Genomic DNA, 15,013 nt, shown 5'->3' on the forward strand with positions numbered 1-15,013 from the left:
GGTGGACGTGGAGGTCGCCGCGGCGCTCAGGGGAGCACGGCGCCGAGACCCCACAGCAGCGACGGATAGACCGCGCCCCAGGCCACCGCGAGGATCGCGAGGGCCTTCATGCCGACGAAGATCGGCGGGACGTACTTGGCGGTGACGGCGGGCTTCGACATGGTGCGCTCCTTGAGCTGGCGACTCATGAATTGCAAACGGCGTGCCAGCTCGGCGCGTTGACGAGCGCGGGCGTCGAAAACATGACGTTACTCACGCATCACGAGACCGACATGGTCCGCGCGGCCGGGCTCACGCGCGCTTCACGCCGCGAGCTTGCCGCCGCGAGCGTCACGCGCTCCGGTCCACCCGGAGCGCCAGCAGCACCGAGGTGTGCGTCTTGATCACGCCCTCGATGTCGCCGATCTCGTCGAGCAGCGCATCGAGTCGCGCCGTGCTGTCGGCGCGCAGCGTGGCCATGTAGTCGAACTCGCCGCTGACCGACGCGAGCTGGCGCAACTCCGGCAGTCGCGAGAGTCGCTTCACCACCTCGCGCCCCGCGCGGGGCTGCACCGTGATGCCGACGAAGGCCTGCACGCCGCGCTCGACCGCCTCGCCGCCCAGACGCACGGTGTAGCCGGCGATCAAGCCCTCGGCCTCCAGGCGCGCCAGCCGCGCCACCACGGTGGTGCGGGCCACGCCCAACTTGCGTGCAAGGTCGGCGGTGCTTTCCCGCGCATTCGCCTGCAGCAGCGCGATCAGGTCGCGGTCGGTCCGGTCGCGCAGGGTCGCGGGCGACGAGGGGAGCGATTCGGACGCCGGGTCCGGCGCGGTCTTCCTGGCATTCATGGGCGAGGCCTTCGACAGGCTGTGACGGAGTTCTCGGGATAAACCCTCGTTTTCGCCGGAATGAATGATCCGGCTGACGAATCGTCAGTATCGACCTGTTTTCCGTCGAACTCGCGCTTTCTTTCGTCAGCGGAGGTTCCGACACTGCCCGCATCGCATCTGAAACCTCATCCGCACAGGATCACAAGGAGTACGACATGAAAGTGGCACTGCTGGGCGCCGGACACATCGGCCAGACCATCGCGCGACTGCTGCAGGGCAGCGGCGACTATCAGGTCACCGTGATGGACAAGAACGCCGGCGCGCTGAAGCTGCTGGCCGGCCAGGGCGTCGCGACGAAGACCGTCGACACGGAGGACAAGGCCCAGCTCGCCGCCGCGCTGCGCGGCAACGACGTGGTCGTGAACGCGCTGCCGTACCACCTGGCCATCACCGCCGCGCACATGGCGCTGGAAGCCGGCTGCCACTACTTCGACCTGACCGAGGACGTGGCCGCGACCAAGGAGATCAAGCGCATCGCCGAAGGCGCGAAGACCGCCTTCATGCCGCAATGCGGCCTGGCGCCGGGCTTCATCGGCATCGTCGCGCACCACCTGGCCAAGAGCTTCGACTCGCTCAGCGACGTCAAGATGCGCGTCGGCGCGCTGCCCGCGTTTCCGACCAATGCGCTGAAGTACAACCTGACCTGGTCGGTCGACGGCCTGATCAATGAGTACTGCCATCCCTGCGAGGCGATCCACGACGGCGCCCTGATCGCCGCGCTGCCGCTGGAAGGCCTGGAGCACTTCTCGCTGGACGGCACGGAGTACGAGGCCTTCAACACCTCCGGCGGCCTGGGCACGCTGTGCGAGACCTGGGAGAACAAGGTCCGCAACCTGGACTACAAGACCGTCCGTTATCCGGGGCATCGCGACCTGATGATGTTCCTGCTGGACGACCTGGCGCTGAAGAACGACCAGGAGAAGCTCAAGGACATCATGCGCAGAGCATGCCCGCGACGATGCAGGACGTGGTGCTCGTGTTCGTGACCGTGTCGGGCATGAAGAACGGCGTGCTGATGCAGGAAGTCTTCGCCCGCAAGATCTTCGCGGAGCGCGACGGCGCGCAGCCGCTGTCGGCGATCCAGATCACCACCGCCGCCGGCATCTGCGCCGCGGTCGACCTGTTCCGCGAAGGCAAGCTGCCGCAGTCGGGCTTCGTCCGTCAGGAAGAAGTGGCGCTGCCCGATTTCCTCGCGAATCGCTTCGGCAAGGCGTATCAGCAGTCGCGTCAGGTTGAATCGATTGGTTGATCGATCGATTCGATCGGCTGATCGCACGACCCGCCTGAACGGCTGAAGGAGAATTCCCCGATGACTTCCACCACCACCGACTTGCTGGCCGCCCTGGGCGTGCCGGCCGCCGCCGTCACCGGCGGCGCCATGACCGTCCGCAGCCCGATCGACGGCGCCGTGATCGGCGCGGTCCACGAGGCCAAGGCCGCCGACATGACCGCCGCGATCGCGAACGCGCAGCAGGCCTTCCTGGCCTGGCGCACCGTGCCGGCGCCCAAGCGCGGCGAACTCGTGCGCCTGTTCGGCGAGGAGCTGCGCGCCAACAAGGCGGCACTGGCCCGCCTGGTCTCGCTCGAAGCCGGCAAGGTGACCAGCGAAGGCGAAGGCGAAGTGCAGGAGATGATCGACATCTGCGACTTCGCCGTCGGCCTGTCGCGTCAGCTGCACGGCCTGACGATCGCCAGCGAACGTCCCGGCCACCGCATGATGGAGCAGTACCTGCCGCTGGGCGTGGTGGGCATCATCTCGGCGTTCAACTTCCCCGTCGCGGTGTGGGCCTGGAACTCGGCGCTCGCGCTGGTCTGCGGCGACACCTGTGTCTGGAAGCCCAGCGAGAAGACCCCGCTGACGGCGCTCGCCACGCAGGCGCTGTTCGAGAAGGCCGTCGCCCGTTATGAAGGCGCGCCGAAGTTCCTGTCGCAGGTCCTGATCGGCGGCGCCGGTGTCGGCGAGGCGATGGTCGACGATGCGCGCGTGGCGCTGGTCTCCGCGACCGGCTCGACGCGCATGGGCCGCGCGGTCGGCCCGCGCGTCGCGGCGCGTTTCGGCCGCTGCCTGCTGGAGCTGGGCGGCAACAACGCCATCGTCGTCACGCCGAGCGCGGACCTGGACCTCGCCGTGCGCGGCATCCTGTTCGGCGCCTACGGCACGGCCGGCCAGCGTTGCACGACGACCCGCCGCGTGATCGCGCATGAAGCTATCCATGACGAGCTCGTCGCCCGCCTGGACCGCGCCCGCGCGCAGCTCAAGATCGGCAGCCCGGTCGAGCCCGGCAACCTCATTGGCCCGCTGATCGACAAGGCCGCCTTCGACGCGATGCAATCGGCCCTGGCCGCCGCGCGTGAACAAGGCGGCGAGGTCAGCGGCGGCGAACGCGCGTTGGCGTCGCAGTATCCGGAGGCGTTCTACGCGGTGCCGGCGCTGGTCCGCATGCCGGCGCAGTCGGCCATCGTGAAGCACGAGACCTTCGCCCCCATCCTGTACACGCTGAAGTACAAGACGCTGGACGAGGCGATCGCGCTGCAGAACGACGTGCCGCAGGGCCTGTCCTCGGCGATCTTCACCAACGACATCCGGGAAGCCGAAACCTTCGTCAGCGCCAGCGGGTCCGATTGCGGCATCGCCAACGTGAACATCGGCACCTCGGGCGCGGAGATCGGTGGCGCCTTCGGCGGCGAGAAGGAGACCGGCGGCGGTCGCGAATCCGGCTCGGACGCGTGGAAGGCCTACATGCGCCGCACGACCAACACGGTCAACTATTCGCGCGAGCTGCCGCTGGCGCAGGGTGTGAAGTTCGATGTCTGATCTGACGGCGGAATTGAAGGCCCGCGTGGCCGAAGCCGCCGGCAGCGGCGTCTTCCAGGTGTTGAGAGCCGCGCTCGGCGAAGAGGCGGCCTCCGCCGCCTTCGCCCGAGTGCAGGTGGTGCCGGGCCTGCGGCGCCCCGCGGGCGAGCGCGTGTCGCGCGCCGAGCTGGCGCAGGCGCTGAACATGGCGCTCTTCCTCGACGTCACCGATCGCGTGCCGATGGCCGCTGCGTACGTGGCCGACCTTCAGCGCGACGGACAGCAACTGGTCTTCGACCACGGCGCGCTGCGCACGGTGGCGTGGCCGTCCGGCGCGCTGCCGCCGGGCGAGGCCGCGATCACGCGCGTGTTGCGTCCGCTGGGCTTCACGATGGCGGCGACGTATCCGCTGCCGCGCCTGAAGATGACCGGCCGCGCCTGGCGCCACGCCGACTTCCCCGAGGACATCGCGCAGTTCTTCGTCTCGGAGCTGCATCCGGAGCGCTTCTCAGGCAGTTTCCAGGGCGCGGTGACGCGGGTGCTGGCGACGTCGCAGGATCCGCTGACACCGGGCGATCTGGCGCTGCTGGAACAGCTCGCGCGCGACGGCGATCTGCCGACGGCGTCCGCGGTGGCGCTCCTTCCCCAGCTGGTCGGCTGCTTCGCGCGGCAGCATGCGCTGTTCGAGGCGGACGACTACCAGGTGCTGCTCGCCGAGTCGGCCGAGATGGCCTGGATCGCGACCGAAGGCAACGCCTTCAACCACGCGACCGATCGCGTGGCCGACATCGAGTCGGTGGTTGCGGCGCAGCGCGCGCTCGACCGGCCGGTGAAGGACGCGATCGAGACCTCCGCGACCGGGCGCGTGCGCCAGACCGCGTTCAAGGCGGCGCGCGTGATGCGCGAGTTCCTCGATCGCGGCCAGCGCGTGATGCTCGAAGTGCCGGGCAGTTTCCACGAATTCATCCAGCGCGCGCCTCTCGATGAGTCCGGTGCGCTGGACCTGGCCTTCGACGCGGGCAACGCGACCGGCATCTTCAAGATGACGGCGGGCGCGGCCAAGGACGCCGACACGACGGGCGAGGCCGCGGCGTGCTGAGCTTCCAGGCCGGCGGCTTCCTCGCGGAGGCCATCGCCGTCTGCGGCGAAGCATTCGTCCAGGTGGGCGCGGACATCGAGCCACGCTTCCTGCAACCGGCGCGTTATGCCGCGGGGCGGGCCGCCGCGCTCGTGCGTCCGGGCAGTCGCGACGAGGCGGCGCGCGTGCTGGCGCTCGCGGCCGCTTGCGGGCTTCGTGTGGTGGTGCAGGGCGCGCACACCGGGCTGGTCCGCGCGGCCACGCCGGATGATGCGCACGGCGAGGTGCTGCTCAGCACCGAGCGGCTGCGCGAGGTCTTCGAACTCGACCTGCTCGATCGCACGCTGCGCGTGTCGTCGGGCTTCCGGCTGTCGGAGATCAACGAGCGTCTTGAGCCGCACGGCGTGTGGTTCCCCGTCGACCTCAGCGCCGATCCGTCGATCGGCGGCATGGTCGCTCACAACACCGGCGGCACGCGGATGCTGCGCTACGGTGACGTGCGCGCCAACACGCTGGCACTGGAGGTTGTGCTGGCGGAGCCGGCGGGTCAGGTCTTGCGTCTGGGGCAGGGGCTGCAGAAGGACAACTCGGCGCTGGCGCTCGGACAGCTGTTCATCGGCTCGTCCGGCAGCCTGGGGCTGGTCAGCGAGGTGACGATCAAGCTCGCGCCCTTGCCGCGCCAGCGGGCCGTGGCGCTGGTGGCGCCGGCATCGCTGGCCGAGGTGTTCCCGCTGTACGCCGACGTGATGCAGCGTTGGGGCGGGCTGGTCTCGGCCTTCGAAGGCATCAGCCGCGCGGCGCTCGAGGCCGGGTTGCATGGCCAGGATGTCGCGCGCTGGTTCGAAGGGCAACTGCCGGACTACGCCCTGCTGATCGAACTCAGCAGCGAGCTGCCGGCGGATCAACTTGCGCTCGACGGACTGCTGCAGGGCTGGCTCGAGGGCGAGTTCGAATCCGGACGGGTGCGCGATGCCGTGCTCGATGCCGACGAGGCGATCTGGGGACTGCGCCATCGCATCAGCGAAGGACTGCGGGTGCAGGGCAAGGTGATCGGGCTCGATCTCTCGCTGCCGCGCAAGCACTTCATGGCGTTCCGCGAGCGCGGGGCGGCGTGGCTGGCCGAGCGCTTCCCGCAGGTCCGGCTGGCCGACTTCGGCCACCTGGGCGATGGTGGGATGCACTTCAACATGGTGTGGCCGGCGACGGCTGGCGCGCTCACGCCGGAGCAAGAACTGACCCTGCGCGAAGGCCTGTACGCGCTGGTCGCGGAGCTGGGTGGATCGATCAGTGCGGAGCACGGGGTCGGGCCTCAACTGCAGGCGGCGTATCGGGCGCATTGGGAGCGCGTGGAGCCGGGGATGCTGGATTGGGCGAGGAGAGTACAGGTGTTGTGGGATCCGCACGCCCGTCTTGGAAAAGTGAGTTGGGGTGGTTGAATCGCTTGTCAGTGTTCAAAACCATGCTAAAGTCCGATTCCTCGCTGCAACGGAAGTTGTGACGGGGAAGAAATCCTGAAAGCCCAGGTGGCGGAATTGGTAGACGCACTAGTTTCAGGTACTAGCGGGTAACTCCGTGGAGGTTCGAGTCCTCTCCTGGGCACCAAATCTGAAAAGCCGGCTTCTAGCCGGCTTTTCTCATTCTGAGGCCCAGGAAGTGATGTCCGGGGGACATCACGGGAGGACTCGAATGGTTTGGACCGTGAGGTCCAAACTGGGGTCGCGCTTGCGTGACCGAGTCCTCTCCTGCGGGGTCGGCGAGCGGTGCTGAGGTGCTCCGGGGCTCCCCTCCCACGCCGACCGTTTCCCTATGGCAAAGTCGGGCGAGCCTTCCGGACCCATATGCCGCCACGTAAACCCGCCACCATCATCGACGTTGCCCGAGAAGCGGGGGTCTCCATCAAGACGGTATCCCGGGTTCTGAACCAGGAGCCCGGCGTCCACACAGAAACCCGCGAGGCGGTCCTGAAGGTCGTCGCCGACCTCAAATACCGCCCGAAGCAATCCGCCCGCAGCCTCGCCGGCGGCCGCTCCTTCCTGATCGGCCTGCTGTACTACGACCCGTCCGCGGCCTTCGTCGGCGGTGTCCAGCAAGGCGCGACGCTGCGCTGCCGCGAAGCCGGCTACCACCTGGTCGTCGAGTCCCTCCACAACGACGCGCCCGACCTCGCGATGCAGGTCGACCGCATGGTCTCCGCGCTGCGCCCCGACGGCATGATCCTCACGCCCCCGCTGTGCGACCACCCCCAGGTCCTGGCCGCCTTGCGCGAGAGCCAGACCCCTTGCGTGCTGATCTCCCCTGCCGCCGACCAGCCCGACCACCCGAGCGTCCGCATGGACGACGTCCACGCCGCCGAGGAGATCACCAACCTGCTGATCAGCCTGGGTCACACCCGCATCGCGATCATCAAGGGGGCGAAGGAGCAGGTCGCTTCCAAGCGCCGGTACCAGGGCTACCTGTCCGCGTTGAAGGCGCACAAGCTGCCGCTGGACAAGGACCTGGTGGTGCAGGGCGACTTCACCTTCGACGCCGGTGTCGAGGCCGCCTATCAGCTGCTGAGCCGTCGCCAGCGTCCGACCGCGGTTTTTGCGAGCAACGACGACATGGCGCTGGGCGTGCTCGCCGCGGCGCAGCGCCTCGGCCTGGCGGTGCCGGGCGATCTCTCGATCGCCGGCTTTGACGACACACCCGCCGCCGCGCGCGTGTGGCCGCCCTTGACGACGGTGCGCCAGCCGATGGACGACATGGCGCGCGTCGCCGTGGACCTGCTGATCGGCGCGCCGCGCGATGCCGAGCCGGATGCCGAAGCCGACGAGGCCGCCAAGCCCCGGCACCGCGTCCTGCCGCATGAACTGGTCGTGCGCGACTCCACCGCGGTGCTCGGCACAACCACCGCGCCGCGCCTCAAGAAGCCCTGAGCGCTTCGAGCGCCCGAGGCCCGTCCTCGCGACGTGCCTTCAGGCGGCCCGCCGTCCCGTCCGCGCGAGGAGTTGCTCGATCAACACCCGATGCGGCGGCAGATCCCGCAGCGCATGCGCGCCGAGTTGCGCGATCGTCGCGAACTCCCGCCGGGCCTCCTCGCTGCGCATCAGTGCGGCAGCGCCGGTCCCGAGCTGGGTCTCGAATTCCATCCCGTAGAGCACGTACTGCCAGCTCGCCGGCAGGTACATCTCGACGTCGGTGATGAAGTCCAGCCGCTGCGGCGGCCGGCAGCGCCACATCGCGAGCTTCTCCTTCAGCGAATCCGTGAACGACGCCGGATCCGCGTTGTCGCGCCAGAACGCGGTGTCCGTGCGCCGCGTCAGTCCGTAGTGCAGCTTGATGAAGTCGACGATCCGCGCGTAGCGTTCCTTCATGAACGCGTTGAAGTGCTTCGCCACCGGCGCTGTGTCGCCGTTGAACGGGAACAGCTGCCCGATCAGATAGGCCGCCGTCTCGATGAGCCCGATGCCCGACGACTCCAACGGCTCCAGGAAGCCACCCGACAGGCCGACCGCCACGCAGTTCTTCACCCACTGCGTCTCGCGGTAGCCGATGTTGAGCGCGAGCTTGCGCGGCGTCAGCGCGTCCGACGCCGGGCCGATGTAGCGCCGCAGCGCGCGTTCCGCCTCGTCGTCGTCGCAGTACCGGCTGCTGTAGACGTGACCGATCCCGCGGCGTTCCTGCAGCCCGATGTCCCAGATCCAGCCGTGGTCCTGCGCGCTCGCGATCGTGTACGCCGCGATCGGCGCATCGGGCTTCGCATACGGCACCTGCATCGCGAGCGCGCTGTCGACGAACAGCACATCGCTCATCGACTTGAACGGTGAACCCAGCGCCTCGCCGATCAGCCGCGCGCGGAAGCCGCTGCAATCGACATAGAGCCCGGCCGTCAGCGTGCCGGCCTCCTTCGTGTGCACCGCGGCGATCGCGCCCTGTTCATCGAGGTCCACGCGATCCACCGTCGCGATCACGCGCTTCACGCCGAGCGCCTGCCCGTGCTCCGCCAGCAGCGCGGCGAAGCGCCCCGCGTCGAAGTGATACGCATAGTTCAGCGGCCCGAGGAAGTCCCCGTCGCTCGCGCGTTTCGGTCCATGCCGGGCATCGGCCACCGCCTTCTGCAAGGTCACCGCCTCCGCGAACGCGCGCCCCTCGCCGGCCTCGCCCAACAGCCAGTACGGCAGCAGTTCCGGCGCGCCGGGGCGCTGGCTCGGCTGGCTGAACGGATGGAAGTAGTGATCGGCGCCGGGCGTCCCCGGCGGCCGCACCCAATGCTCGAAACGGATGCCCTGCTTGTACGTCGCCGAACAGGCCTCGAGGAATTCCGCCTCGGCGATGCCGATCGCCGACAGCGTGCCGCGGATCGACGGGAAGGTCCCTTCGCCCACGCCGATGATGCCGATGTCGCTGGACTCCACCAGCGTGATGCGGACGCCGCCGTGCGTGGTGCCGAGCTGTCGCGCGAGGAACGCGGCGGTCAGCCAGCCGGCCGTGCCGCCACCGACGATGAGGATGTCCTGGATGGGCTGCATGCGCTTGTCTCCTGATGTTGTGGGGCGCGGTCCGATCTACGGGTAAATGATAGTGAGCAAAATGACAACGATGTCAATCGACCCGTTGACAGCGTTGTCATGCGTTGCCTGACGATGCACTCAAATTACAAGAACAAGACCCGGAACAGAGCTTCGTATCGAAAGCCCACCAGGAGACAACATGACTGACCGCCTCATCCGCCGGCCGCGCCTCGGCCTGTCCACGCCTGTCCAGATCGCGGTCCTCGCGCTGATGGCCGGCGCCGCCCACGCCCAATCGACCGAAGCTCCCGCGCCTGCGCCGCAGGCCGAAAGCAGCAGCTCCGCGTCCTCGACCGACGCCAAGGAGAACAAGGCGCTGCCGCAGGTCGTCGTCACGGCGACCAAGCGCAGCACCTCGCTGCAGAAGACCCCGATCGCGGTGACCGCGATCAGCGCGTCGACCATCGACGACGCCCACGTCAAGAGCATGCTCGACGTGTTCAACCTCGTGCCCAGCATGCAGGGCACCGGGCAGGGCGACCACGGCATCGTGAGCATCACGCTGCGCGGCATCGGCAACGACTCCGCCAAGACCGAGTACGCCGACCCCGAGGTCGCGCTGTTCGTCGACGGCGTCTTCGCGCCGCGGCCCGAGGGCGCCGCGACCATGCTGTTCGACCTGGACGGCATCGAAGTGCTGCGCGGCCCGCAGGGCACGCTGTGGGGACGCAACTCCACCGTCGGCACGATCAACATGAAGACGGCCAAGCCGGTGTTGAAGGACAACACCGGCTACGTCGAGCTCGGCACCGGCAGCTACAACCGCCTGGGCGCGAAGGGCGCGATCAACATCCCGCTGGGCGACACGCTCGCCGCGCGCGTGGCCTTCATCCACGAGCAGCACGACGGCTACGTCGACTACCAGAAGCCCACGCAGTACACGCTGGCGCAGCAGCAGGCGGCGTACAACGCGGGCAACACGGGCGGCACCTTCCCGCCGTTCCAGCCGATCAACTACAACCTGTTCACCACCGGCGGACCGAAGTACAACGCGCAGGACCAGACCGCCGCGCGGCTGAGCTTCCTGTGGCAGCCGATCAAGGCCTTCCGCTGGGACGTGTCGGTCGAGCAGTTCGCCGACCGCGGCACGCCGGCGATGAGCCTGATGCAGACGCCGCGCGAAGGCCAGAAGTTCTGGTCCGCGCTGATCGACACGGCGCCGTCGCTCAAGCGCGACTCCACGTCGATCCGCAGCCGCGCCGAGTACGACATGGGCGGCATGTCGCTGGCCTACGTCGCGGGCTACACGCACTTCAAGGGCTCGGGCACCTACGACCAGGACCTCGGCGTGCAGATGCCGACCAGCTTCACGACCGGCGCCAACCACCAGGAAGACAACACCGTCTGGACCAGCTACCGCAGCCAGAGCCATGAGCTGACGCTGCAGAGCACGCAGAAGCAGACCATCGACTGGGTGCTGGGCCTGTACTACGCGGCCGAGGACAACGGCATCCGCTTCGACATCCCGATCATGAACGGGACGCAGCAGGGCACGGTGAGCTGGCAGGGCTCGTTCATCCAGCCCAAGGAGACGGTCGATTCGAAGGCCGCCTTCGGCCAGGCGACCTGGAACCTGACCGACGCGTTCCACCTGACCGGCGGCCTGCGCTACACGCACGACGACCGCAAGAACATCGGCGGCCGCGGCTGGACCTGGGCCTACAACGCGGCGGCGCCGCAGATCCCGCTCAATCCGACGATCGATCCCACCGATCCGGCCAACGGCTACCAGGCCGGCAACATCAACGACGCGCACTACAAGGGCAGCAAGACCACCTGGCTGGCGCGCGCGACCTACGACATCGACAAGAACTCGATGGCCTACGGCAGCGTGTCCACCGGCTACAAGTCCGGCGGCACCGGCGACGGCGGCCTGCCCTACGGTCCGGAGACGCTCACCAACTACGAGGTCGGCTACAAGACTTCGCTGCTGGACGGCCGCATGACCTTCAACGTCAGCGCGTACCACATGAAGTTCAAGGACTTCCAGTTCAGCGCGCCGGTGATCGTCAACGGCAACCGCCAGTTCGCGTACTCCAACGCGGAGGGCGCGAAGGTGTCCGGTCTCGAGCTCGAGACCGCCTGGATGATCACCAACGACGACAAGCTGATGCTGTCGGCCTCGTACACGAAGACCAAGCTCGGCGCGCTGGTGGCCGCGTCCAACGACTACCAGCTGCCGACCTGCTTCGACCCGACGCTGGGCGGCACCTGCCTGAACGTCACCGGCAACGAGCTGCCGCACGCGCCGAAGGTGGCGATCCAGCTGATGTACGAACACGTCTTCCCGCTCGCCAACGGCGATCAGGTCGCGCCGCGCATCAGCTACCACTACCAGTCGGCCAACTGGCTGTCGGTGTTCAACCTGGGCGAGGGCGATCGTCAGAAGGCGTATTCGACGGCGGACATCAGCGTGCGCTACTCGTCGAAGAAGAACTGGTACGTCGACGGCTTCGTGCGCAACGTCTCGGACGAGAAGATCAAGACCAGCGCCGGCAGCGCGGTCAGCTTCGCCAATCCGGTCTGGACCGCGCAGTACGCGGCGCCTCGCACCTTCGGCGTGAACGCGGGCTACAACTTCTGAGCGCTGTGCCGACTGTCCACCTGAACCGGCGATCGGCAGCGTGCGCGCTGCTGGCTGCCGGGGTGGCCGCCGCCGTTCCTGCCTCGCTCCCTGCGGCGGCCCAGGTGCTCCCGACGCGCACGCCGACCTCGGTGCTGCGCGTCGCCACATTCCCCCGATCTCGATCGCGCCGCGATCGCCGCCGCGCCGCGCTGGCGCGCGCTGCATCCGGACGTCGAGCTCAAGTTGCTGTCGATGCAGTACGCCGATCACCACCTGTCGATGACGACCGCGCTGGCGACCGGCTCCGGCCTGCCCGACGTGATGGCCATCGACCTGCGCTACATCGGCAAGTTCGCCGGCTCGGGCGGATTCGTCGACCTGAACCAGGCGCCGTTCAACGCGGCCGCGCATGCGGACGAGTACGTCCGCTTCGCAATGGCGCAGGGCGTGGGGCCGACCGGCGCGCAGGTCGCGATCCCCGCCGACATCGGCCCCGGCACGCTGATCTATCGCAAGGATCTGCTCGACCGGGCCGGTGTCAGCGAGGCGGAGATCACCCGCGACTGGTCCTCGTACCTCGCCGCCGGCGAGCGCATCCGCAAGGCCACCGGCGCGTACCGATGGCCGATGCGGCCGACCTGCGCGACATCGCGCTGCGCCAGGGGATTCAGGACGGCGAGGGGCTCTACTTCGATGCGGAGGGCCGCGTGCTCGTCGAATCGGCCCGCTTCCGCCACGCGTTCGAGCTCGGCCGCGCCGCGCGCCGCGCGGGCCTGGACGCGCGCGCGATCGCGTGGACCAACGACTGGGCGGCCGGCTTCAAGCAGGGCCGCATCGCGACGCAGATGATGGGCGCGTGGCTGGTCGGCCAGTTGCGCAACTGGATCGCGCCGCAGACGGCGGGGCTGTGGCGTTCGGCGCCGCTGCCCGGCGGCGTGCAGGCGGCCTACGGCGGATCGTTCTATGCGATCCCGAAGAAGGCCGCCAACAAGACGGCCGCTTGGGACTTCATCCGCTTGATGACGGCCGACGCGCAGGTGCAGCTCGAGTCGCTGAAGGTGCTCGACAGCTTCCCCGCGATGCGCGCGGTGCTGCGCGATCCGGTGATGGACGAACCGATCGCCTTCCTTGGCGGCCAGCGCGCGCGCCAGCTGTGGCGCGAGACCGCGTCGCAGATCCCCGCGATCCCGGTGAACCGCTTCGACGCGCTGGCCACGACGGTGATCCGCGACGAGTTCGAGCGCGTCATCGCCAAGGGCAAGGCCATCGCGGAGGCCCTGGCCGACGCGCGCCATCTCATCGAACGCCGCGCGCGCCGCCGCTGAGGTCACACGCATGTCTGCGCGTCGATTCCCCTCGCTGTCCGCACTGCGCTGGCCATCGTTCCGCCTGCCGGCGCTGCGCTCGCGGCGTCTCGCGCCTTACCTGTTCATCGCGCCGTTCTTCGCGCTGTTCCTGGTGTTCAGCCTGTTCCCGCTGGTGTTCTCGATCTACCTGTCGCTGCAGCAGTGGAATCCGGCCGAGGGCCTGCACACGATGCACTGGGTCGGGCTGGAGAACTACGGCTACGCGCTCACCGACCCGTGGTTCTGGGACGCGCTCTACAACACCGCCTGGTTCGCGCTGGTGGCCGGCGTTCCGCAGCACCTGGTGGCACTGCCTCTGGCGTTCTTCATCCATCGCCGCTTCAAGCGCGGCCGGGACCTGATCGTCGGCGCGTATTTCGTCCCGTACATCACGTCGAGCGTCGCGATCGCGCTGATCTTCACCACGCTGTATTCCAAGGACTACGGCCTGATCAACGCCGCGTTGGCCGAGCTGACGCGCATCCCTTTCATCGGCAGTCCGCTGGCCTCGCTGACGGCGCTGAAGGACGGCGGCATCGACTGGCTGGGAGACGCCGACGTCACGCGACCCGCCGTGGCCTTCGTCGTGTTCTGGCGCTACCTGGGCTGGAACCTCGTGCTCTATCTGTCGGGCCTGCAGGTCATCGACAAGGACCTCTACGAGGCGGCGACGCTGGACGGCGCGACCGAGTGGCAGCAGTTCTGGCACGTGACGCTGCCGCTGCTCAAGCCGATGATGTTCTTCGCGGTGACGCTGACGATCATCGGCAACCTGCAGCTGTTCGAGGAGCCGTTCATCCTCGTCGACGGCGAGAAGGGCGTCGCGTCGTCGGTGATGACGACGGCGATCTTCATGTACCGGACGGCGTTCTCGGACGGCGACTTCGGCACCGCGTCGGCGATGTCGTGGTTGATGTTCGTGCTGATCGCCGTGCTGACCTGGGTCAACGCGCGGCTCTTCGGCCGCGATCCGCGGAGTCGCCATGACACGCGGTAAGAAGAACTGGCTGGCGGGGCTGATCGTCGCCGGGGGCGCGCTGCTGCTGGTGGCGCCGCTGTACTTCACCTTCGTCTTCGCGACGCATGGCCGCACGGACATCTTCAATACGCCGCCGCCGCTGTGGTTCGGCGACGCCGCACCTTCGAACCTGCGGCTGCTCGAGGAGCGCCTGCCGTTCTGGCGCAACCTCGGGATGAGCCTCTACGTCGCGTCGATGACGACGGCGCTGAACCTGCTGTTGTGCTCGCTGGCCGGTTACGCCTTCGCGATCTACGAGTTCCGCTTCAAGCGCACGCTCTTCGCGATCGTGCTCGGCTCGATGATGCTGCCGGCCTTCCTGCACATGATCCCGAGCTTCATGGTGATGGACGCGCTGGGCTGGATCGACGAGCCCCGCGCGCTGTATGTGCCGGCGGCCGCGAGCGCGCTGGGCATCTTCCTGATGCGGCAGTACATCGGCTCCGCGATCCCGCCCGACCTGATCGACGCCGCACGCATCGACGGCTGCGGCGAGCTGCGCATCTTCTGGAGCATCGTGCTGCCGCTGCTGACGCCCGCGCTGGGCACGCTGGGGCTGATCACCTTCATCGCGAGCTGGAACAACTTCGTCGCGCCGCTGGTCGTCATGCGCTCGGCCGAGAACTACACGCTGCCGCTGGCGCTGCGCTCGATGCAGGCGCCCAACAACACCGAATGGGGCGCGCTGATGATCGGCAGCGCCATCGCGATGCTGCCGCTGCTGGTGGCGTACTTCTTCAGCGCCCGGCGGCTGGTCGCCGGGCTGACCTCGGGAGCCGTGCGCGGCTGAG

10 protein-coding genes, 1 tRNA gene and 2 pseudogenes are annotated in these 15,013 nt (G+C 68.4%); 10 read left to right on the forward strand and 3 right to left on the reverse strand.

The window, feature by feature from the left end; genetic code table 11:
* Nucleotides 1-26 precede the first annotated feature (26 nt).
* The gene (locus tag ACFJIX_RS10150; protein ID WP_377159638.1) at nucleotides 27-161 is read right to left on the reverse strand and encodes a hypothetical protein; all 135 of its coding nucleotides are present in this window, start codon (nucleotides 159-161) and stop codon (nucleotides 27-29) included.
* A gap of 169 nt (nucleotides 162-330) precedes the next feature.
* Nucleotides 331-828, reverse strand: a complete 498-nt coding sequence (locus ACFJIX_RS10155; protein WP_377159640.1) for an Lrp/AsnC family transcriptional regulator — start codon at nucleotides 826-828, stop codon at nucleotides 331-333.
* Nucleotides 829-1,025: 197 nt separating this feature from the next.
* Between ACFJIX_RS10155 and ACFJIX_RS10160 the strand changes: the two are divergent.
* The 6 genes and pseudogenes from ACFJIX_RS10160 to ACFJIX_RS10185 all read left to right on the forward strand — a co-directional run bounded on the left by ACFJIX_RS10160 (nucleotide 1,026) and on the right by ACFJIX_RS10185 (nucleotide 7,657).
* Nucleotides 1,026-2,119: pseudogene (locus ACFJIX_RS10160) on the forward strand (saccharopine dehydrogenase NADP-binding domain-containing protein).
* A 60-nt stretch (nucleotides 2,120-2,179) separates the two neighbouring features.
* Nucleotides 2,180-3,685, forward strand: a complete 1,506-nt coding sequence (locus tag ACFJIX_RS10165; RefSeq protein ID WP_377159642.1) for an aldehyde dehydrogenase family protein — start codon at nucleotides 2,180-2,182, stop codon at nucleotides 3,683-3,685.
* A complete protein-coding gene (locus tag ACFJIX_RS10170; protein ID WP_377159644.1) occupies nucleotides 3,678-4,763 on the forward strand; it encodes a 2-oxoadipate dioxygenase/decarboxylase family protein in 1,086 nt (361 codons plus the stop codon). Before ACFJIX_RS10165 ends, ACFJIX_RS10170 begins: the two co-directional genes overlap by 8 nt.
* The gene (locus tag ACFJIX_RS10175) at nucleotides 4,757-6,178 is read left to right on the forward strand and encodes an FAD-binding oxidoreductase (protein ID WP_377159646.1); all 1,422 of its coding nucleotides are present in this window, start codon (nucleotides 4,757-4,759) and stop codon (nucleotides 6,176-6,178) included. Before ACFJIX_RS10170 ends, ACFJIX_RS10175 begins: the two co-directional genes overlap by 7 nt.
* Before the next feature lie 81 nt (nucleotides 6,179-6,259).
* Nucleotides 6,260-6,344: transfer RNA gene (locus tag ACFJIX_RS10180), tRNA-Leu, on the forward strand.
* Between the two features lie 236 nt (nucleotides 6,345-6,580).
* Nucleotides 6,581-7,657, forward strand: coding sequence for a LacI family DNA-binding transcriptional regulator (locus ACFJIX_RS10185; protein WP_377159648.1), 1,077 nt, complete (start codon nucleotides 6,581-6,583; stop codon nucleotides 7,655-7,657).
* A gap of 39 nt (nucleotides 7,658-7,696) precedes the next feature.
* Here ACFJIX_RS10185 and ACFJIX_RS10190 read toward each other — a convergent pair whose 3' ends face one another.
* Nucleotides 7,697-9,250 carry a tryptophan halogenase family protein gene (locus ACFJIX_RS10190; RefSeq protein WP_377159650.1) on the reverse strand — a complete coding sequence of 518 codons (1,554 nt, stop codon included), beginning with the start codon at nucleotides 9,248-9,250 and terminating at the stop codon, nucleotides 7,697-7,699.
* Between the two features lie 181 nt (nucleotides 9,251-9,431).
* Between ACFJIX_RS10190 and ACFJIX_RS10195 the strand changes: the two genes are divergently transcribed.
* The 4 genes and pseudogenes from ACFJIX_RS10195 (at nucleotide 9,432) to ACFJIX_RS10210 (ending at nucleotide 15,012) form a co-directional block, all read left to right on the forward strand.
* Nucleotides 9,432-11,876 (forward strand): TonB-dependent receptor, encoded by a 2,445-nt coding sequence (locus tag ACFJIX_RS10195; RefSeq protein ID WP_377159652.1) that lies wholly within the window; start codon nucleotides 9,432-9,434, stop codon nucleotides 11,874-11,876.
* A 90-nt stretch (nucleotides 11,877-11,966) separates the two neighbouring features.
* Nucleotides 11,967-13,183, forward strand: a pseudogene (locus ACFJIX_RS10200) (extracellular solute-binding protein).
* A gap of 10 nt (nucleotides 13,184-13,193) precedes the next feature.
* A complete protein-coding gene (locus ACFJIX_RS10205; RefSeq protein WP_377159654.1) occupies nucleotides 13,194-14,201 on the forward strand; it encodes a carbohydrate ABC transporter permease in 1,008 nt (335 codons plus the stop codon).
* Nucleotides 14,188-15,012 (forward strand): carbohydrate ABC transporter permease, encoded by an 825-nt coding sequence (locus ACFJIX_RS10210; protein ID WP_377159657.1) that lies wholly within the window; start codon nucleotides 14,188-14,190, stop codon nucleotides 15,010-15,012. Before ACFJIX_RS10205 ends, ACFJIX_RS10210 begins: the two co-directional genes overlap by 14 nt.
* The last annotated feature ends 1 nt before the right edge of the window (nucleotide 15,013 follow it).

It is taken from the genome of Roseateles sp. UC29_93 (assembly GCF_042695725.1).
Classification (GTDB): domain Bacteria; phylum Pseudomonadota; class Gammaproteobacteria; order Burkholderiales; family Burkholderiaceae_C; genus Roseateles; species Roseateles noduli_A.